This is a genomic window from Curtobacterium sp. C2H10 (assembly GCF_025407985.1).
In the GTDB taxonomy this organism is placed as follows: Bacteria; Actinomycetota; Actinomycetes; order Actinomycetales; family Microbacteriaceae; genus Curtobacterium.
The window spans coordinates 1-18959 of the sequence record NZ_JABXGF010000019.1 but is presented as its reverse complement, the minus strand read 5'-3'; the positions used below and the strand labels follow the sequence as shown (position 1 = coordinate 18959).

Annotated in this window: 16 protein-coding genes; 4 read left to right on the top strand and 12 right to left on the bottom strand. The window is 70.2% G+C overall.

Translation table 11 applies throughout. The annotated features are described in order from the left end of the window. Window positions 1-2: 2 nt before the first annotated feature. From HWD93_RS09125 to HWD93_RS09115, 3 genes are read right to left on the bottom strand one after another with little or no spacing between them, the layout of a single operon-like run. On the bottom strand, window positions 3-908 hold the full coding sequence (locus HWD93_RS09125) for a carbohydrate ABC transporter permease (RefSeq protein ID WP_070418228.1): 906 nt from the start codon (window positions 906-908) through the stop codon (window positions 3-5). Further along, a complete protein-coding gene (locus HWD93_RS09120) occupies window positions 908-1876 on the bottom strand; it encodes a carbohydrate ABC transporter permease (RefSeq protein ID WP_071295602.1) in 969 nt (322 codons plus the stop codon). Before HWD93_RS09120 ends, HWD93_RS09125 begins: the two co-directional genes overlap by 1 nt. A gap of 10 nt (window positions 1877-1886) precedes the next feature. Next, window positions 1887-3185, bottom strand: coding sequence for an ABC transporter substrate-binding protein (locus HWD93_RS09115; protein ID WP_071302888.1), 1299 nt, complete (start codon window positions 3183-3185; stop codon window positions 1887-1889). Between the two features lie 133 nt (window positions 3186-3318). Here HWD93_RS09115 and HWD93_RS09110 point away from each other — a divergent pair, with 133 nt between their 5' ends. From HWD93_RS09110 to HWD93_RS09100, 3 genes are read left to right on the top strand one after another with little or no spacing between them, the layout of a single operon-like run. Beyond that, window positions 3319-4494, top strand: coding sequence for an ROK family protein (locus HWD93_RS09110; protein ID WP_071302727.1), 1176 nt, complete (start codon window positions 3319-3321; stop codon window positions 4492-4494). Between the two features lie 43 nt (window positions 4495-4537). Then, the gene (locus HWD93_RS09105; protein WP_083295452.1) at window positions 4538-5077 is read left to right on the top strand and encodes an RNA polymerase sigma factor; all 540 of its coding nucleotides are present in this window, start codon (window positions 4538-4540) and stop codon (window positions 5075-5077) included. Beyond that, window positions 5067-5855, top strand: a complete 789-nt coding sequence (locus HWD93_RS09100; RefSeq protein ID WP_261646631.1) for a hypothetical protein — start codon at window positions 5067-5069, stop codon at window positions 5853-5855. Before HWD93_RS09105 ends, HWD93_RS09100 begins: the two co-directional genes overlap by 11 nt. Window positions 5856-5911: 56 nt before the next feature. Here HWD93_RS09100 and HWD93_RS09095 read toward each other — a convergent pair whose 3' ends face one another. Then, window positions 5912-6115, bottom strand: coding sequence for a hypothetical protein (locus tag HWD93_RS09095; RefSeq protein WP_092386159.1), 204 nt, complete (start codon window positions 6113-6115; stop codon window positions 5912-5914). 51 nt (window positions 6116-6166) lie between these two features. On the opposite strand from HWD93_RS09095, the gene HWD93_RS09090 reads away from it, so the two are divergent. Further along, on the top strand, window positions 6167-6700 hold the full coding sequence (locus HWD93_RS09090) for a hypothetical protein (protein ID WP_261646630.1): 534 nt from the start codon (window positions 6167-6169) through the stop codon (window positions 6698-6700). 151 nt (window positions 6701-6851) lie between these two features. Here HWD93_RS09090 and HWD93_RS09085 read toward each other — a convergent pair whose 3' ends face one another. From HWD93_RS09085 to HWD93_RS09050, 8 genes are all read right to left on the bottom strand, one after another. Continuing rightward, window positions 6852-8045: an alpha-hydroxy acid oxidase gene (locus HWD93_RS09085; RefSeq protein ID WP_261646650.1), complete on the bottom strand. Its 1194-nt coding sequence runs from the start codon at window positions 8043-8045 to the stop codon at window positions 6852-6854. Window positions 8046-8173: 128 nt separating this feature from the next. Continuing rightward, window positions 8174-9649, bottom strand: a complete 1476-nt coding sequence (locus tag HWD93_RS09080) for a rhamnulokinase family protein (protein ID WP_261646629.1) — start codon at window positions 9647-9649, stop codon at window positions 8174-8176. Between the two features lie 22 nt (window positions 9650-9671). After that, complete coding sequence (locus HWD93_RS09075) at window positions 9672-11759, bottom strand: bifunctional aldolase/short-chain dehydrogenase (protein ID WP_261646628.1); 2088 nt, start codon at window positions 11757-11759, stop codon at window positions 9672-9674. A 5-nt stretch (window positions 11760-11764) separates the two neighbouring features. Then, window positions 11765-12934, bottom strand: coding sequence for an L-rhamnose isomerase (gene rhaI / locus HWD93_RS09070; protein ID WP_071295609.1), 1170 nt, complete (start codon window positions 12932-12934; stop codon window positions 11765-11767). A 206-nt stretch (window positions 12935-13140) separates the two neighbouring features. After that, complete coding sequence (locus HWD93_RS09065; protein ID WP_261646627.1) at window positions 13141-15456, bottom strand: glycoside hydrolase family 78 protein; 2316 nt, start codon at window positions 15454-15456, stop codon at window positions 13141-13143. A gap of 121 nt (window positions 15457-15577) precedes the next feature. After that, window positions 15578-16381: a carbohydrate ABC transporter permease gene (locus HWD93_RS09060; protein WP_229087541.1), complete on the bottom strand. Its 804-nt coding sequence runs from the start codon at window positions 16379-16381 to the stop codon at window positions 15578-15580. Window positions 16382-16467: 86 nt separating this feature from the next. Beyond that, window positions 16468-17322, bottom strand: a complete 855-nt coding sequence (locus tag HWD93_RS09055) for a carbohydrate ABC transporter permease (protein WP_083295454.1) — start codon at window positions 17320-17322, stop codon at window positions 16468-16470. Window positions 17323-17401: 79 nt separating this feature from the next. Beyond that, the gene (locus HWD93_RS09050; RefSeq protein WP_071295611.1) at window positions 17402-18724 is read right to left on the bottom strand and encodes an ABC transporter substrate-binding protein; all 1323 of its coding nucleotides are present in this window, start codon (window positions 18722-18724) and stop codon (window positions 17402-17404) included. Window positions 18725-18959 lie beyond the last annotated feature (235 nt).

Below are 18959 nucleotides of genomic sequence, written 5' to 3'. Positions count from 1 at the left end.
CGTCACTTGATCGCGCCCTGCGTGACCCCGGCCATCACCCAGCGCTGCGTGAACAGGTAGACGATGATCGCCGGCGCCATCGCCATCAGGTACGAGGCGAACGACACGTTGTAGTTGTTGCTGAACTGCGTCTGGAACATCTGCTGCAGCACCGGCAGGGTCTGCAGCGCCGGGTTCGAGGTGATCAGCGACGGCATCACGAAGTCGTTCCAGGACGCGAGGAACGCGAAGATGCCGACGGTGGCGCTCATGGGTGCCAGCAGCGGGAACACGAGTCGCCAGAACACCTGCCCCGTGCTCGCACCGTCGATGCGGGCACTCTCCTCCAGTTCGGCCGGGATCGACCGCAGGAACGCGGTGAAGAGCAGCACGCTGAACGACAGCTGGAACATGACGTGCAGGATCGCGACGCCGAACGGGTTGTCGAGGTGCGCCAGGCCGGTGAGCTTCACCTGCGACAGGGCGAGCACCGGGAACGGCAGGAACATCGCGGCGAGCAGGTAGAAGAACGACCAGCGGAAGAGCCGGCGGTCCCAGTTCCGGGCGATCGCGTACGCCGTGAACGAGGCGAGCAGGATCGTGCCGACGACGGTGATCGCGGCGACGAGCACCGAGACGCCGAACGCGCGCGGGAAGTCCGTCAGCTGCCAGGCCTGCACGAAGCCATCGACGCTGAACGGTGCCGGGAGGGAGAACGCGTTGCCGTCGACCGCCTGGCTCGTCGTCTTGAACGCCATCGTGATCGTCACGTACAGCGGGACGAGGACGGACAGGGTGCAGAGGACGAGGACGACCGTGACCGGCCAGTTGAAGCGCTCGCCACGACGGCCGGCGTTCCGGTCGGCGTCGACGGAGCGGATGGTGCCGGTCGCGGTGGTCCCCGGCTGGAGGGGTGCCTGGATGGTCATCAGAGCGCTGCCTTCCCGCGGGTCGCCCGCAGCTGGATCACGGCGATGACGACCGCGATGACGAAGAAGATCGTGGCGTTCGCCATCTGGTAGGCGTAGTCGCCGCCGTTGAAGCCCTTGAAGATCGACATCGCCACGCTGGTGGTCGAGGTGCCGGGGCCGCCGTCGGTGAGGCCGACGATGATGTCGTACGAGTTCAGGAAGTTCTTGAACCCGATCACGAGGTTGATGAGGATGTAGCCCGCCGTGAGCGGTGCCGTGATCGACACGAGCTGCCGCCAGGCGCTCGCGCCGTCGAGCGCCGACGCCTCGTACACCTCGGCCGGGATCGAGAGCACGCCGGCGATGTAGATGAGCAGTGTCGACGGGATCGCCTGCCACGCGGTCACGACCACGATCGCGATCCACGCCAGGTCCGGGTTCGCGAGGATGCTCTGCTCGAGCGGCGCGAAGCCGAGCGTGGTCGCGAGCGCCGGCAGGCTGTTCGCGAACAGGAACGAGAACACGTAGGCGATGACGATGCCCGAGATCACCATCGGCAGCACGAACACGGCGCGGAGGGTGATCTTGCCGCGGACCTTCGAGGTCAGGGCGATGGCGAGCAGGAACGCGACCGCGTTCACGACGAGGACCGTGACGAGCGAGAACCCGATCGTGAACAGGTACGCCTGCAGGATCGCCGGGTCGCTGAACACGGCGACGTAGTTCGTCAGGCCGATGAACCGGAAGTCACCGAAGCCGACGGAGTCGGTGAAGCTCAACACGATGCCCATCACGGCGGGGAGCGTGATCGCCAGGGTGAAGAGCAGGAGGGTGGGGATCAGGAAGACCAGGAAGAGCGGGTCGGTCCGGCTGCGCTTCGTGCGCAGTCCGGCTCCGCCCCGTCGTCCGGACTGGAGGCGCGGTGCGGCTCCGCCCCGTCGGCGGCTGCCCGCCGTCGTGACGGATTCTGTGGTCGTGGTGGCCAAGGTCGTCTCCTTACGCGGCCGTACGGAGCGCGAGACGCGCCCAGTCGCCGTCGAGGGTGCGGAGTTGGGGAGCGGGGGCACCGCCGAAGGCGATGGACTGCAGGTAGTTCGCCACCGGGATCTCGGCGGGGATGAGCTGCGAGGCGCCCAAGAAGAAGTTCGCCTGGTCGTAGGAGTCCTGCATGCCGCGGAGCGCGGGGTTCGATGCGGGTGGCGAGTCCTTCCGGACGCCGAAACCGTTGTTGTCGGCGTTGTACTTGTCGTTCACGGCGGGGCTCATCAGGAACGACAGGAACTCGCGCGCCGCCTCCTTCTTGCGGGACGCCTCCGGGATCCAGAGGCCGAGGTCGACGTTCACGCGCACCTTGTTGTCGGCGGCGTCGTCGGTCGCCGGGAACGGGAACGTGCCGAGGTCGATGTCCTTGTTCGACTTCGCGATCTCACCGAGCGCCCACGGCCCCTGCAGGTACATCGCGGCCTTCCCCTGCGCGAACGCGAGGTTGCCGTCACCGTACCCGCGGCTCGCCGCGCCCTTCTGGTGCCACTGCAGGAGGTCCACCATGCGGTCGACGGGGGCGGCGAAGTCCTTCTCGAACGAGACGCTCGAGCTCGTGCCCACCTTGGTGCCCTCGCGGTCGAGTGCCGCGAAGGTCCGCTGCAGGTCGAGCATCCCGCCCACCGAGTAGTCGAACATGCCCTGGGCGATCGTCCAGTTGTCCTTGTAGGTGCCGTACATCGGCGTGATGCCGGCCTTGGTGAGTCGTTCGCAGACGTCTCGGAACTCGCTCCACGTGGTGGGCACGTCGATGCCCTGGTCGGCGAAGATCTGCTTGTTGTAGATCACCGACGCCGCGGTCACCGAGTACGGCAGCACGCTCGTCCGACCCGGGTAGTCCGCGGTCTGCTTCATGAGCGGCCACAGGTCGGGGTTGATCGTGTCCTTCTCCGGCAGGTCCGACAGGTCGGAGAGGGCGCCGTGCTCGACGAACGAGACCATCGCGTAGTTGTAGTTCAGGCAGCCGAGGTCCGGCGGTCGGTTCCGGACGAAGTTGGCGGACATGTTGGACGTCGAGTCGCGGATGACGCGGATCCTCGACTGGCTGTCGTGGAACTTCGCGATGACCTCGTCGAAGTAGCCGATGACCTCGGGCTTCGACACGTAGAACGTGATCGTCTCGGGGCGGCTGCTCGAGGAACCGAGCGGGGCACACCCGGCGAGGGCCAGGCCCGCTCCGATGCCGCCCGCCCCGAGCAGGAACCCGCGGCGGCTGAGCGCGGCGGCGTTCCTGGTGGTGGCGTGTGTCTGCACGTCGTCTCCGTCCGTCCGGACCCGGCGTCCCTGCCGTTCCGGTTCGCGGTCCGGCTCCACTGCCGCCCGCAGAACTAAATCTAGCGACAAAATCTAATTCTGCAAGGAACTGTTTCCGCGGTAGTGTGCGGGCATGCCGCCGCCCCGTGGAACGAGCGCAGAGACGCTGCTCGCGTACGCCTTCTCCGTGCGCGCGTTCACCGCGACCGAGGCGATCGACACGACCGGCCTGACCCGTTCCACCGTCCTGGCCGCGTGCGAGGAGCTCGTCCGCCTCGGTTGGGTCCGCGAACTCGACGACGCCCGGGCCGCGGGGGAGTACCGGATCGGCCGTCCGGCGCGCCGGTACGAGCTCGACACCGCCGGCGGCGTGGTCGTCGGCATCGACGCCGGGCAGCACCGGGTGACCGTGCTCGTCGCCGATCTGCGCGGCACCGTGCTCGGCCGCGCCGAAGGGGCCCTCGGCGACTCCGGTCTCGACGTCCCGGTCCGGCTCGGGGTCGTCGGCGAGACCGTCGCCGCCGCACTCCTCGACGCCGGGGTCGACCCGCTGCGGGTGCTCGTGTCCGTCGTCGGCATCCCCGCCCCCGTGGACGCCGGCGGCGCGTCACCCGGCGACGGCGGGTTCTGGGACCGGATGAACCCGGGCTTCGCCGACGCAGTCCCGGGTCACCGGGTCCTGGTCGAGAACGACGCCAACCTCGCCGCGCTCGCCGAACGGCCGTCCTCGGGCGACGCCTCGTTCGCAGCCCTGCTCTCCGGCGAGCGGTTCGGCAGCGGACTCGTCGTCGACGGGGTCCTGCTCCGGGGCGCCCACGGCGGCGCGGGGGAGATGCGCGTGCTCGACCTCGTCGAGGGTGTCGGGTCGTCCGACGGCATCGGTGCCACCGCCCGCCGGCTCGTCGCCGAGGCGCTCGCCGCGGGCGACGTCCCGCCGGACAGCCCCCTCGCCGCGGACGCCGACGCCTCCGTCCTGTTCCGCGCGGCGCACGACGGGGACCCGGTCGCCCTCGGCATCGTCGACCGCCTGGGGGACCGGTTGGCCCGCGTCTGCGTCCTGCTCGTCAGCCTGCTCGACATCGACCGCGTGGTCGTCGCGGGGGCCATCGCCGAGCCCGCCGGTGCCGTGATCGACCGGGCCCGGGCCTGGCTCGACGGCGCGGGGTTCGACCCGGTCCCCGAGATCGTCGCGTCGACGCTGGGCGCCGACGTCGTCGTGCTCGGCGCGGTCGCGCACGCGGTCGACGCGGTCAGGGCGACGCCGTTGTCCTTCGCCCTGACGACACGCCCGGCTGTCCCCGCGCTGTGACGATCGGACCGGTCCGGACACTGCTGGGGTGAAGGGGGTGGTCATGGATCGATCACGAGAACCGGACACAGCACTGGTCCGGGCGGCGGGGAACGGCGACCGGGCAGCGGGCGTCGCGCTCTTCGACCGCTACGTGGCGACGGTGACCCGGTACGCCTGGGCGCTCGTCCCGTCGCGCCAGGACGTCGAGGAGGTCGTCCAGGACACGTTCGTGACGCTCTGGCGACGGGCGGCTTCCATCGAGCTCCCCGACGAGTCGATCCTGCCGTGGCTGCTGGTGGTCAGCCGCAACCACGCGGCGAACCTCCGGCGCACGCACCAGCGGCACCAGGGCGACGAACTGCCGGACGACCTGCCGGCACCGGTCGAGGACGACGACGCCCGCGACCGGCTGCGCTGGGTCAGAGCCGAGATCGACGCGCTCTCGCCGATCGACCGGCAGGTGTGCGAGCTGTGCCTCATCGACGGCCGTTCGTACGCCGAAGCCGCGACTGCGCTCGGGTTGAGCGTCGGAGCGGTCAGACAGCGGGTCGCGCGATCGCGGGCCCGGATCAAGAAGGCGGTGACGCACGATGAGCTCTGAACCTCCCGTCGGAGACGACCTGCAGCAGATGATCGTCGGCATGCGCCAGCGCTTCGTCGCACACCTCGACGCCGAACCCCGTCGGGTCTCCGTCCGCAAGCGTGTCGGGATCGCCGTCGCGATCGTGGCGCTGCTCGGTGTCGGCACCGCGAGTGGAGCGGTCGCGCTCGGGATGATCCCGAGTCCGATCGCCGCGCCGCCGGCTCCGAGCGCCTCGAGTCCCGCGGCCGTGCCCCGGCCGGACCGGACTGCCTCGTCGGCTCCCATCCGCCCGACCACCCGGCCGTCCTCGCCGACGTCCGGTGGTGTCGCGGCATCGATCCCGGACTCGTGCGCGGCGGCAGTGCCGTCAGCCGATTCCGCGCGGCTGTTCGGCCAGCGGAAGGTCGAGCAGATCCGACCCGTCGCACCCGGCGGAGTCGGATCGGACTACTGGGTCGACCCGGACGAGCCGTTCGTCGCCGACGCGGCCCTCGTCTGCCGGTGGTCCCAGACCGGGAGCCCGGAAGAATCGGACAACCTCTTCCTCGCGATGGGGTCGACCGCGGAAGGGACCCTCGACGAGCGACTCAGCGCACACGAGCAGGCGGGTTGGTCGTGCACCGATCGGCTCGGTGGGCGGGCCTGTCAGCACAGCGAGTCGTCGGACTACTACGGCGACCCGCTGGAGACCACCCACACGTTCTTCGTCCGGGGGGACACGTGGATCTCGGTCACGCAGACCAACACGCCCACGGACGGGCTGCTCGAGGTGCTGGTCCGGCAGACATGGCGGTGAGACGGAGGTGACCGGGCACTGGAACCACGACACGCACGTCCACCGGCGCTCCTCGGTCACCTGGCGCCGTCCGCGCTGATCGTCACCGGCAGGCTCGCGCCGGACCCGTCGCCGTCGTGGCTGCTCACGTCGAGGACGGCGTCGCCCACCGGCAGGTCGTCGGGCAGGTCGAAGCGCCCGGCGACCGTGAACTGCTCGCCCTGCGGGGTCGGCCGCCCGAGCAGCACCGGGTCGCCGGTCGACGCGGGCGTGATGGTCACCGCCCCACCTCCGAGCGGTCCATCGGGTCACGATCTCGGTACGGTCGGAGCGTGGGGAACGAACGAACAGCTGACCAGACCGAGCCGGAGCACGACCCGTACGCCCGGCGCCCGGGCTACGTCACCGCCATCGACGGCCGGACCGACCGGGTCACGACTGCGGCGGCGGTCGGCGCGGGTGTCGGCCTCGTCACGTCCTGGGTGCTCGGCTTCTTCCAAGCGCCCGAATGGGTCGTGTGGGCGGGAGCCATCGCCGTCGGTGTGACGACGTGGCTGCTGCTGCGCGCTCGACAACGTCGCCGCGACCGAAGTGAAGGCCGCGCGCCCGGCGCCGTCGCCCGTGCCCGCGACCGTGCGATCGCCGACGCGAACGGCGGCCGACGCTTCTTCGTCGCCCCGAACCCGGTCATCCTGATCGTGATGGGCGGGATCTTCATCGCGCTCGCCGTCGGCACGCTCGGGCTCGGGAGCATGTCGGTCCTCACCGTGATCCGGACGATCGTCCTGGTCGGCGGTGGCGCGTACTTCGTCGTCCAGGGCATCGGGACCCTCGTCGTGCGCCGCCGCCCGCCCGACCCCCGCTGACCCGCGCCGCCGCCTCGTCGGCGCCGAACCACGAATCCGACATCGAACCAGCGGCGCTGCCTGGTTCGACGTCGGATTCGTGGTTCGACATCCACGTCGGCCAGGTCGGCCGCGTCGGCCTCGACGGACCGCCGGCGTGACCGCGCGCCGGTCAGCCCCGCGGGACCGGCGTCAACCGCTGCAACTGCGTCACGTGCCCCGGCTCGAGCTCGTTGAGCGAGGCCACCCCGAGCAGCCGCATCGTCCGCTCGATCTGCTCGGACAGGATCTGGATCATCCGGTCGACCCCGGCCTCGCCACCCGCCATCAGGCCGTACAGGTACGCCCGACCGACCATCGTGAACTTCGCGCCGAGCGCCACGGCGGCGACGATGTCGGCGCCGGACATGATGCCCGTGTCGAGGTGCACCTCGGTGTCCTTGCCGACCTCGCGGACGACGGAGGGGAGCAGGTGGAACGGGACGGGAGCGCGGTCGAGCTGCCGGCCGCCGTGGTTCGACAGCGTGATCCCGTCGACGCCCATGTCCGCCAGGCGCTTCGCGTCCGCCAGTGACTGCACGCCCTTGACGACGACCTTCCCCTTCCACTGCGACCGGATCCACTCGAGGTCCTCGTAGGTGACGGTCGGGTCGAACATGTGGTCGAGGAGCTCGCCGACGGTGCCGGACCACCGGTCGAGCGACGCGAACGCCAACGGCTCGGTGGTGAGGAAGTCGAACCACCACCAGGGCCGTGGGATCGCGTTCAGCACGGTGCGGGCGCTCAACTGCGGCGGGATGGAGAACCCGTTGCGCTTGTCCCGCAGCCGGGCACCGGCGACGGGCACGTCCACGGTGACGAGCAGCGTGTCGAACCCGGCCTTCTCGGCGCGGGAGACGAGCGCCATCGACTTCTCGCGGTCCTTCCACATGTAGAGCTGGAACCAGTTGCGGCCCGACGGGTTGGCGTCGCGGACGTCCTCGATCGCGGTGGTCCCCATCGTGGAGAGCGAGAACGGGATGCCGGCGCGGCCCGCTGCCCGGGCTCCGGCGCGCTCGCCCTCGGTCTGCATCATGCGCGTGAAACCGGTCGGGGCGATGCCGAACGGGCGGGCGACGGGCGCACCGAGCACCTCGCGCGACGTGTCGACCTTCGAGACGTCCCGCAGGATCGCGGGCGTGAACTCGATGTCCTCGAACGCCTGGCGGGCACGGGCGAGGGAGATCTCGGCCTCGGCGGCGCCTTCGGTGTAGTCGAACGCGGCCTTCGGCGTGCGTCGGGCGGCGATGTCGCGCAGGTCCCAGATCGTCAGCGCCGACTCGAGACGCTGTCGCCGGCCCGGCAGCGACGGCTTCTTGAACTGCATGAGCGGCGCGAGGTCGCGCACGGTCGGCAGCTGCCGCTTGATCGGTGTGCGCCGGGCCGACGGCGCCCCGGGGGTCGCTGCCGGAGCGCCCGTCGCGGGGTCGACGCGGTGCTGGTCGTCGGTCGAGGTCATACAGACATCCTACGTCTCGGGGTGGATCGGTGGGTGGAGTGATCGGCTCGCGGGGTGTAGCGCACGGGTTCGACGGAACGGGCGATCGTCGAGCGCAGGGCCTCGAGCGAGGCGCCACCGAGGCCGCCGAGCCCGACGGCCCGCGCCTGCACGAGGACGTTGCCGAGCGCGGTCGCCTCGACCGGTCCGGCGAGCACGGGGAGCCCGGTGCGGTCGGCGGTGAGCTGGCAGAGGAGCCGGTTCTGCGATCCTCCGCCGACGACGTGCACCTGTCGGACGTCTCGGCCCGTGACGGCGACGATCGTCTCGAGGGTCGAGGCGTACGCCGAGGCGAGCGACTCGAGGATCGACCGCACGGTCTCGGCCCGCGACGCCGGGGCGGCGAGTCCGTGTGCACCGCACCAGGCGGCGATCCGTGCCGGCATGTCACCCGGCGCGGTGAACGTGTCGTCCGCGACGTCGAAGACGGGGACCGGGGCGGTGACGTCCGCTGCGGAGGCGAGCAGCGCCTCCAGGTCGACGCGCTCGCCACCGCGCTCCCAGGTGCGCACGCTCTCGGAGAGCAGCCACAGCCCGGACACGTTCTTCAGGAAGCGGACGCGTCCGTCGACGCCGCCCTCGTTGGTGCAGTTGGCCTCGCGAGCCGCGTCCGACAGGACGGGTGCGTCGAGCTCGACGCCGACGAGCGACCAGGTGCCGGACGAGATGTACGCGAAGTCCGGGTCGGTGGCCGGTACCGCCACCACGGCCGAGGCCGTGTCGTGGGAGCCGACGAGCGTGACCGGCGCGGTGCCGCCGACCGCCTCGGCGACGGCGGGCAGCAGGGGACCGAGTCGGTCGCCCGGGTCGCGCAGGGTGGGCAGGAGTCCGCTCGGGAGGCGCGCAGCAGCCCGCAACGCCGGGTCCCACCCGCGGGTGGTCGCGTTCAGGACCCCGGTCGTCGAGGCGTTCGTGCGCTCGGCCGCCTCGACGCCGGTCAGCCAGTAGCCGAGCAGGTCGGGCACGAGCAGCGCCCGTTGCGCGAGCTGCAGGGACGGGTCGGCGGCGAACTGGAACAGGGTGTTGAACGGCAGGTGCTGCAGGCCGTTCCGGGCGAACAGCTCGGCGGCGGAGAGTCGCTCGTGCACGGTCGCGACGCCGCCTTCGTGTCGTGCGTCGCGGTAGTGGGACGGCAGCCCGAGCAGCCGCCCACCACGGAGCAGCCCGTAGTCGACCGCCCACGAGTCGATGCCGAGGCTGGCGATGTCCGGGTTCCGGGCGAAGGCGTCGCCGAGGCCCGCGGTGACCTGCCGGTACAGCTCGACGACGTCCCAGTGCAGGGCTTCGCGGTCGCCCTCGTGGAGCGCGACCGGGCCGTTGGGGAACCGGGCGATGTGCTCCATCCGGACGCCGTCGGTGTCGACGTGGCCGACGATCACCCGCCCGCTCGTGGCGCCGAGGTCGACGGCGGCGACGCTGCCGCTGTTCGTCACGCTGCTCCCTCTGTCCCGGACATCAGCGCAGGAACGCTGCCGCGACCCCGGCGTCCACGGGGACGTGCAGGCCGGTCGTGTGCGAGAAGTCGTCGGTGCAGATGGCGTACACGGCGTTGGCGACGTTCTCGGGCACGACCTCGCGCTTGAGGATCGTGCGCTGGGCGTAGAACTTGCCGAGGTCCTGCTCCTCGATGCCGTACGTCTTCGCCCGGTTCGCACCCCAGCCGCTCGCGAAGATCCCCGAGCCACGGACGACGCCGTCGGGGTTGATCCCGTTGACGCGCACCCCGTGCTCACCGAGTTCGGCCGCCAGCAGTCGGACCTGGTGCGCCTGGTCGGCCTTGGTCGCCGAGTAGGCGATGTTGTTCGGGCCGGCGAACACCGAGTTCTTCGACGAGATGTACACGATGTCGCCGCCGAGGCCCTGCTCGATGAGGACCTTCGCGGCCGCCTTCGACACCAGGAACGAGCCCTTCGCCATGACGTCGTGCTGCAGGTCCCAGTCCTGCTCGGTGGTCTCGAGCAGGCTCTTGCTGAGGCTCAGCCCGGCGTTGTTCACGACGAGGTCGAGGCCGCCGAAGTGCAGGAGCGTCTGCTGGATCGCGTGGTCGATCGCGCCGGCGTCCGTCACGTTCGCGGCGACGCCGATCGCCGTGTCGGTGTTCCCGATCTCGGCCGCGGCCTCCTGCGCCTTGGCGAGGTCGAGGTCCGCGATGATGACCGCGGCGCCCTCGGCCGCCAGGCGCTTCGCGATGGCCTTGCCGATGCCGCTCGCGGCTCCGGTGACGAGGGCGATGCGCGTGGCGAGCTTCTTCGGTGCGGGCATCCGCTGGAGCTTCGCCTCCTCGAGGGCCCAGTACTCGATGCGGAACTTCTCGGCCTCGTCGATGGGGGCGTACGTGCTGAGGGACTCCGCGCCGCGCATGACGTTGATGGCGTTCACGTAGAACTCGCCGGCGACGCGGGCGGTCTGGGCGTCCTTGCCGTAGGAGAACATCCCGATGCCCGGGACGAGCACGATGAGCGGGTCGGCGCCGCGGATCGCCGGGCTCGTCTCGTCGGCGTGCCGGTCGTAGTAGGCCTGGTAGTCGACGCGGTACTGCTCGTGGAGCTCGTGCAGGCGGGCGGTCTGCTCCTCGACCGTCGCCGTGGCGGGCAGGTCGAGGATGAGCGGCTTCACCTTGGTGCGGAGGAAGTGGTCCGGGCAGCTCGTCCCGAGGGCTGCGAGCTCCTCTGCCCGTGACGACGCGAGGAAGTCGAGCACGACGTCGCTGTCGGTGAAGTGTCCCACCACCGGCTTGTCGTGGCCGGCGATGCCCCGGATCGTCGGAGCGAGGGCTGCGGCGCGCGCGCGGCGTTCGTCCGTCGGCAGCGCCTCGAAGCCGCGGCGGACGGGGCCGAACGGCTGGTCCTTCCCGTGTTCGGCGATGAAGGCCTCTGCCGTGTCGATGATCCAGCGGGAGTTCGCCTCGGCCTCGTCGCTGGTGTCGCCCCAGGCGGTGATGCCGTGGCCGCCGAGGATCGTGCCGATCGCCGCGGGGTGGTCCCGCTTGACCGCCGCGATGTCGAGCCCGAGCTGGAACCCCGGTCGGCGCCACGGCACCCAGACCACCTTGTCGCCGAAGACCTGCTCGGTCAGGGCCGGGCCGTCGGCGGCGGTCGCGATGGCGATGCCGGCGTCGGGGTGCAGGTGGTCGACGTGCGCGGCGTCGACGAGGGCGTGCATCGCGGTGTCGATGGAGGGTGCCGCCCCACCGCGACCGAACAGGGTGTGGTCGAACGCGGCGACCATCTCGTCCTCGCGCTCGACGCCGGGGTAGACGTCCTGCAGGGCGCGGACGCGGTCGACGCGCAGGACTGCGAGGCCCGCCGGGGTGAGGGTGCCGAGGTCGCCCCCGGAGCCCTTCACCCAGAGCAGCTCCACCGGTTCGCCCGTGACCGGGTCGGTGTCGGTGCCCTTGGCGGAGGTGTTGCCGCCCGCGTAGTTCGTGATCCGCGGATCCGAGCCGAGCGCGTTCGAACGTGCGACGAGCGCACTGATCGTCGTGTCTGCGTCGGTGCCGTGCGTTGCGGGGTCCACCCGGGCCTCCAGTCCTGTGCTTGTCATGATGTCTACGCGCCCCAGCCAGCCTGGACGCCGCCGACCCGGTCCTCGGCGATCTGCCGCTGGTAACCGGAGTCGAGGTAGGCGCGCATCGGGTTCGCGGGGAGCCCGCGGGACTCGCGCCATGCGGCGAGGTCGGCCCGGACGTCGGTCTGGTATGCGTCCATGAAGATCTCGTTCGCGCCGAGGACGTCGTGCGCCTCCTGTGCGGCGGTCAGTGCGACGCGGTCGAGGAGCAGTGCTCGGGCCGTCATCTCCTGGACGTTGAGCACCGAGCGGATCTGCCCGGGGATCTTGTCCTCGATGTTGTGGCACTGGTCGAGCATGAACGCGACGTCGGGGTTGTCGTAGCCGCCGCCGCGGATGACCTCGACGAGGATGCGGAACAGCTGGAACGGGTCGGCGGCGCCCACGATCAGGTCGTCGTCGGCGTAGAAGCGCGAGTTGAAGTCGAAGCTGCCGAGCTTGCCGAGGCGCAGGAGCTGCATGACGATGAACTCGATGTTCGTGCCGGGGGCGTGGTGGCCGGTGTCGAGGCAGACCATCGCCTTGTCGCCGAGCGCGGCCGTCTGCACGTAGCTCGTGCCCCAGTCCGGGACGTCCGTGTGGTAGAACGACGGCTCGAAGAACTTGTACTCGAGCACGAGGCGCTGGTCCGGGCCGAGTCGGTCGTAGATCGTGGTCAGCGAGTCGTGGAGGCGGTCCTGGCGGGAGCGCATGTCCTCCTGGCCGGGGTAGTTCGACCCCTCGGCGAGCCAGATCTTCAGGTCGCGGGAACCCGTGGCGTCCATCACGTCGATGCAGCGCAGGTGGTGGTCGATCGCCTTCTGCCGGATCGTCTCGTCGACGTGGGTCAGGGCGCCGAACTTGTAGTCGTCGTCCTGGAAGGTGTTCGAGTTGACGGTGCCGAGGGAGACGCCGTGCTCCTCCGCGTGGCGCTTCAGGTCGGCGAAGTCGTCGACGAGGTCCCACGGGATGTGGAGCGCGACGGTCGGTGCGAGCCCGGTGTACCGGTGCACCTGGGCGGCGTCGGCGATCTTCTCGTAGGGGTCGCGCGGGGTGCCGGGGGTCCCGAACACCTTGAAGCGGGTGCCGGAGTTGCCGAACGCCCAGCTCGGGAGCTCGATCGCCTGCCGGGCCAGCTGGTCGGCGACGGAGCTGAAGCTCGCTGATGTCATCGTGTCACTTCCTCGTGTCGATTGAATCGTTTCATACGGTACGTGCTGCGCGGGGTTCGCGCAAGCCGGGGTGGGCGCAAGCCGGGGTGGGCGACGAACCACGTTTCCGACATCGAACCGGGCGGTGAGGCTGGTTCGACGTCGGGAACGTGGTTCGACACGGGGCGGAGCGACGAAGCGCCGCGGCCGCCGCCCCGCGGCCGCCGCTACCCCGCGGGGACCGCGGCCGGCGCGCGCAGCTCGTGCGTGCCTCCCGACACGCGCTGCTCCGCAGCACCCGGCAGCCGCACCACCGCGGTGACGCCCTCGGGCACGGTCACCCGCACGAGCAGCTCCCCGTCGACGAGCTCCCACCGCACGGCGACGTGCCCGTGCACGGTGTCGAGCGAGGTCGACGCCCACGTGAGACCACCTCCGGGCTGCGGTGCCACGAGCACCGACTCGTACCCGGGCGTCAACGTCGCGAGACCACCGACCACGCGGTGCATCCAGTCCGCCACGGCACCGAGCGCGTAGTGGTTGAACGACGTCATCTGGCCCGGGTTGATGGTGCCGTCCGGCAGCATCGAGTCCCACCGCTCCCACACCGTCGTCGCGCCCATCGTCACCGGGTACAGCCACGACGGGCACTCGGCCTGCAGCAGCAGCCGGTACGCGTCCTCGAGGTGTCCGGTCTGCGTCAGCGCATCCGTGATGAACGGCGTCCCGGCGAAGCCCGTCGAGATCCGGTACCCGGACCGCTCGACGAGCTCTGCCAGACGGTCGCCGGCCGTGGCCTGCTCCGCCTCGGACAGGATCCCGAACACGATCGCGAGCGTGTACACGGTCGTGCAGTCGGACAGGATTCGACCGTCGTCCTGCAGGTAGTGGGTCCGGAAGCCGGCCTGGAGGCGCGACGCGAGTTCCCGGAACTCGCTCGCCTCCGCCTCGTGGCCGCCCAACAGCTCGGCCGCGTCCGCCGCGATGGTGGCGGACCGGTACGCGCAGATCGTCGCGACGACGCCCTTGTCGGCCTTCGCCGCCGCGGGGTCCTCCGGCGGGGCGTCCGGGTCCAGCCAGTCGCCGAACTGGAACACGGTGTCCCACAGGTCCTCGGGCGAGAGGTGGTCGCGGACCCGCCGGAGGTGCGCGGCCATGGACGGGAACTGCTCCTCGAGCACCGCGGTGTCGCCGTACGCCTGGTAGAGCGTCCAGGGCACCCACACCCCGGCGTCCGACCAGACGGCGGTGGCGTCGGGCTTGCCGAAGTCCTCGGCGGGGGAGTACTTCAGCACGTCCGGCACGACGAAGGGGATGATGCCGTCGGCGTGCTGCTGCTCGAGCCACACGTCGCGGAGCCAGTCGCCGAGGAACGCCCTGGTGTCGAACAGGTACGAGGCCGTCGGCGCGAACGCCGCGATGTCGCCGGTCCACCCGAGTCGTTCGTCGCGCTGCGGGCAGTCGGTCGGCACGCTGAGGAAGTTCCCCTGCATGCCCCGCACCACGTTGTCGTGGAAGGTGTTCAGCAGCTCGTGGCTCGACTCGAACGTGCCGGTGCGGGGGAGGTCCGACCCGACCTGCACCGCGGTGAGGGCGGTGCGGAGCTCGTCGAGCGTGCCGGGCCACCCGTCGACCTGGGCGTACCGGAAGCCGTGGAACGTGAAGCGCGGCTCGAAGACGTCCTGGCCGTCCCCGCTGAGGGTGAAGTGGTCGGTGGCCTTCGCGGTGCGCAGGGGGCGCGTGCCGAGCTCGTCGTGCTCGAGGACCTCGGCGTGCTGCAGGGTCAGGACCGTCCCCGCCGGGCCGGACGCGGTCACCCGGATCCAGCCGACGAGGTTCACGCCGAAGTCGACCAGCGTGGCGCCGGCGGGGCTCGTCCAGACCTCGACCGGGGCGATCTCGGCGAGCGGTCGGACGGGCGGCACGGTGTCGGCGACGAGCTCGCGCTCCCCGAGGTCCACCGTGTGCACCGTGCTCGTGCGGCCCTCGTGTCCGTCCACACTCGGCACCGTCACGTCACCGGGCGTGAGGAAGGAGCCGTCGCGCAGGCGGGCGTCGACGTCCTCGCCGTCGTAGAGCTGGTCGGCCGTGATCGCACTCGACAGCGCCTGCCAGTCGGTGTCGGTCGCGACGAGCTGCTCGTGGCCGTCGGCGAAGGTGACGCGGAGTTCGGCGAACCCGGCGACCTCGTCGGCGTACCAGCCGCCACCGCCTCCCCAGGCGAGGCGTCCGGCGGCCCAGCCCTTGCCGAGGACGAGCGCGAGGACGGCGGCGCCACCCGGCTCGGCATCGGTGAGGTGTGCCGTGACGTCGTGCGAGACGACGCGGACGCGCCACTCGTAGCTCGTCCACCCCGGCTCGAGCAGGTGGTCGGAGACGCGCTGCCCGCCGAGCCAGGCCTCGACGACGCCGAGGGCGCTGACGTCGAGGGTCGCGCTCGTCACGGCGCCGTGGCCGTCGTCGAGGGTGAACTCCCGGCGCAGGATCGGTGCGCTCCCGAGGTCGGCGTCGCTGGCGATGAACGGTGCTGTCCAGGCGGTCATGTGGTGTGTCCTTTCACGCGACCGGTCGTCGTCGACCGGTGCGGGGGTCGTGGGCCCGGCCACCCGCCCGCGGGGGCGGGGTGGTGGAGGCGGGTCGCGCCTCCAGGCCGTGGATCAGGCGTCAGCCCTTGACGGCGCCGCTCGTCATGCCGGCGACGATCTGACGGTTGAAGAAGATGTAGAGGATCAGCGGCGGGATCGTGATGAGCAGCACGTCCGTGAACAGCAGGTTCAGCTGGCTGACCGACTGGCTCTGGAACGTGTACAGCGTCTGCTGCACCGTCGCGTTCTCGGAACCCGGCAGGAAGTACAGCGGGTTCGTGAAGTCGTTGAACACCGTCACCGACTGCACGAGCACGACCGTGATGATGACCGGCTTGAGCAGCGGCAGGACGACCCCGAAGAACAGACGGATCGGACCGGCGCCGTCGAGCACGGCTGCCTCGTCGAGCTCCTTGGGGATCGTCGCGACGAACGCCCGGAAGAGCAGGATGCAGAACGAGAGGCCGAAGGTCGCCTCGATGAGGATCATCCCGCCCATGGTCTTGAACAGGTTGAGCCCCTGCAGCACCCAGATCGTCGGGACGATCGCGGGCGGGACGATGAGGCCGGCCAGGACGAAGAAGTTGATCAGGCCGTTCCACTTGCTCGGTCGCCGTTGCAGGACGTAGCCGACCATCGCGGAGAACACCACCATGATGATGACGCTCCCCACGGTGAGCACGGCGCTGTTCAGGAACGAGCGCAGGATCCCGCCGTCGCCGGTCTGCATGACCGCCACGAGGTTCTGCCACAGCTGCCACTGGCTCGGCAGGCTGAAGCCGAGCTGGTTGGCCTCGGCCGGGCTCTTCGCGGCCTGCAGCAGGACGAAGACGAACGGCACGAGGAAGACCACGAAGCTGACGACGATCGCGACGATGCCGATGACCCACTTGCGTGCGGTGTGCGGGCTCCGTCGGCGCGGGGTGGGCGTCTTCGCGGCGCCGGCGCGTCGGCCGGTGGTGATCGCGGTCACAGGTCCGCCTCCTTGCGGTTGATGAGCCAGGAGATCGGGACCATGATCGCCGTGACCACGATGAACAACACGACGTTGCCGGCGGTCGACAGCCCGTAGAACCCGGCCTGGTACTGCTTGTAGATCACGCTCGCGATGACGTCGCTCGTGAAGCCGGGTCCGCCGCCGGTCATCGCCCAGATGAGGTCGAACGACCGCAGGCCGCCGATGAGCGACAGGATGATGACCGTCCCCATCGCCGGGCGGGACAGCGGCAGCGTGATGTTCTTGAAGATCGTCCACGCGCTGGCGCCGTCGACCCGGGCGGCCTCGAAGTACTCCTGGGGGATCGCCACGATGCCGGCGATGAAGATGAGCGTCGCGATGCCGACGCCCTTCCAGACGTCCACCGCGGCGACGCTCCAGAGGGCGAGGGCCGGGTCGGTCAGCCACCCCGGTGTGGGGAGGCCGACCGCCCCGAGGGCGCCGTTGATGATCCCGTGGAAGGGGTCCATCAGCGCCTTGAACGTGATGCCGATGCCGATGGTCGACACCAGCACGGGGAAGAACACCACCGCTCGGAGGTACCCGCGCCCGAGCACGGGGCTCGTGAGGAGCAGGGCGAGGGCGAGTCCGAGGACCACCTTCGCCGCGCTCGTCACGAACCCGTACTCGAACGTGTGCACGAACCCGGAGACGAGCTGCGGGTCCTGGAAGAACCGGACGAAGTTGTCGAAGCCGATGAAGGTCTGGTCGAACAGCGTCCAGCGGGTGAGCGAGAAGTAGAACCCCGCGAAGGTCGGGACCGCGAAGAACACGACGTAGAGCGCGATCGCCGGGATGAAGAACCAGGCCGGGTAGAACGAGCGCATGCGGCGCCGTGCCGGCCCGGGGCCTGCCTTCGTGGTCTGCGGCGGGGCCACCGCCGTCGTGAGGGTCGCGGTCACCGGATCACCAGCCCTTGATGCCGAGCTGCTGGGCCTGCTGGACGACGTCGTCGTCGTACTGGTCAGCGCCCTTCGCCGCGTTCGTGATGCCCGAGCCGACCTGCACGCAGATCTTCTCGAGGTTCGGGCCCTTGATCGGGGACAGGAACTCGAGTGCCGGGCTCGCCTTGCCGTCGTCGAGGTACTTCTGCAGGTCGCCGATCATCGGCGGGACGGAGTCGGGCAGGGTGCAGGTCGAGATGACGTACGGGCCACCGGGGGTGCCGGTGTCGTTCTGCACCTTGCAGCCCTCGGACGAGTTCGCGAAGGCGACGAACTTCTTGGCGGCCGCGAGCTTGTCACCCGTGGTCGTCTTCGGGATGTAGAGGCCGTTCGGCTCCCAGATGGTGAGGTTCGTGTCGTCCGCGTTCTCCGCCGGGAGGGCGAAGGCGCCGATGTCGTTCACCGCGTCGGGCGAGTCCTGCTGGATCGCCGAGATCGCGTTGGTCAGCATCGGGTACTGGGCACCCTTGCCCTCGGCGAGCATCTTCAGGCCGTTCGCCTGCGTGGCGGACGCGTAGTCCTCGTTGTAGAGGTCCTTGTCCTTGCCCTCCTGGAGGTGCTGGAACCCGGCCAGTGCCGGCTGCTCCGCGTAGGACTCCTTGTGCTTCGTGTACTGCGTCGCCCAGTTCTTCTGCTGCGCGGTGATGTTCGCGAAGTCGCCGAGGACGAACAGCTGGCTGGTCCAGGTGTCGCCGTAGGTCTGGATGATCGGCGCGATGCCGGCGTCCTTGATCTTCTCGCTGTTGCTGATGAAGTCCGACCAGGTGGTCGGGACGCTCAGGCCGAGGTCCGCGTAGACCTTCTTGTTGTAGAGGACGGCGCCGCCGAAGCTGGTGCCGAACGGTGCGCCGTACATGCCCTTGTCGGTGCTGACGACCTTCGTGAACTGCGGGTCGACGTCCTTCGCCCAGCTCTCCTTCGAGAGGTCGACGAGCGTGTTGTCCGGGTTGAGCGCCTGCATGAGCGAGCCGGAGTTGTAGTTGAAGACGTCGGCCATCTCGCCGGTCGACAGCCGGGTCTTCACCAGGTTGTCGCCGTCGGTGCCCTGCGGCTTCGTGTCGAACTTGACGGTGATGTCGGGGTTCGCCTTCTCGAACGCGGCGATGAGCGGCTTCGCGGTGGCGGCGGTGGCCTCGGCGTTGTCGGCGAGGTACGTGATCGTGACCTTGCCGCCGCCGCTGCCGGTGTCGGCGGAGCCGCCCGACGAGCACGCGGCCAGGCTGCCGATGAGGACCGCGGCGCCGCCGATGGCGAGCAACCTGGTGGTCAGGGGACGAGCTGACATTCCTTACCTCCTCGTAAGGCCCGGGACTGGGGGAACCCGGGTGAAACGGACCCGGTCACCGCGCCGATGCGGTTCCCGGTGGTGCTGTTTAGAACGTTTCAATCGGAATGGAACCATGCGGATTGAAGCGTGTCAATCACCGATCCTGATTCGTTACGCAAGTGCGCGGTCCCGCCGCCCGCGGGGGCCGGGAGGCGCGGGTCGGCCCCGGCGGGCGGGGTGCGCTGGGCGGGGC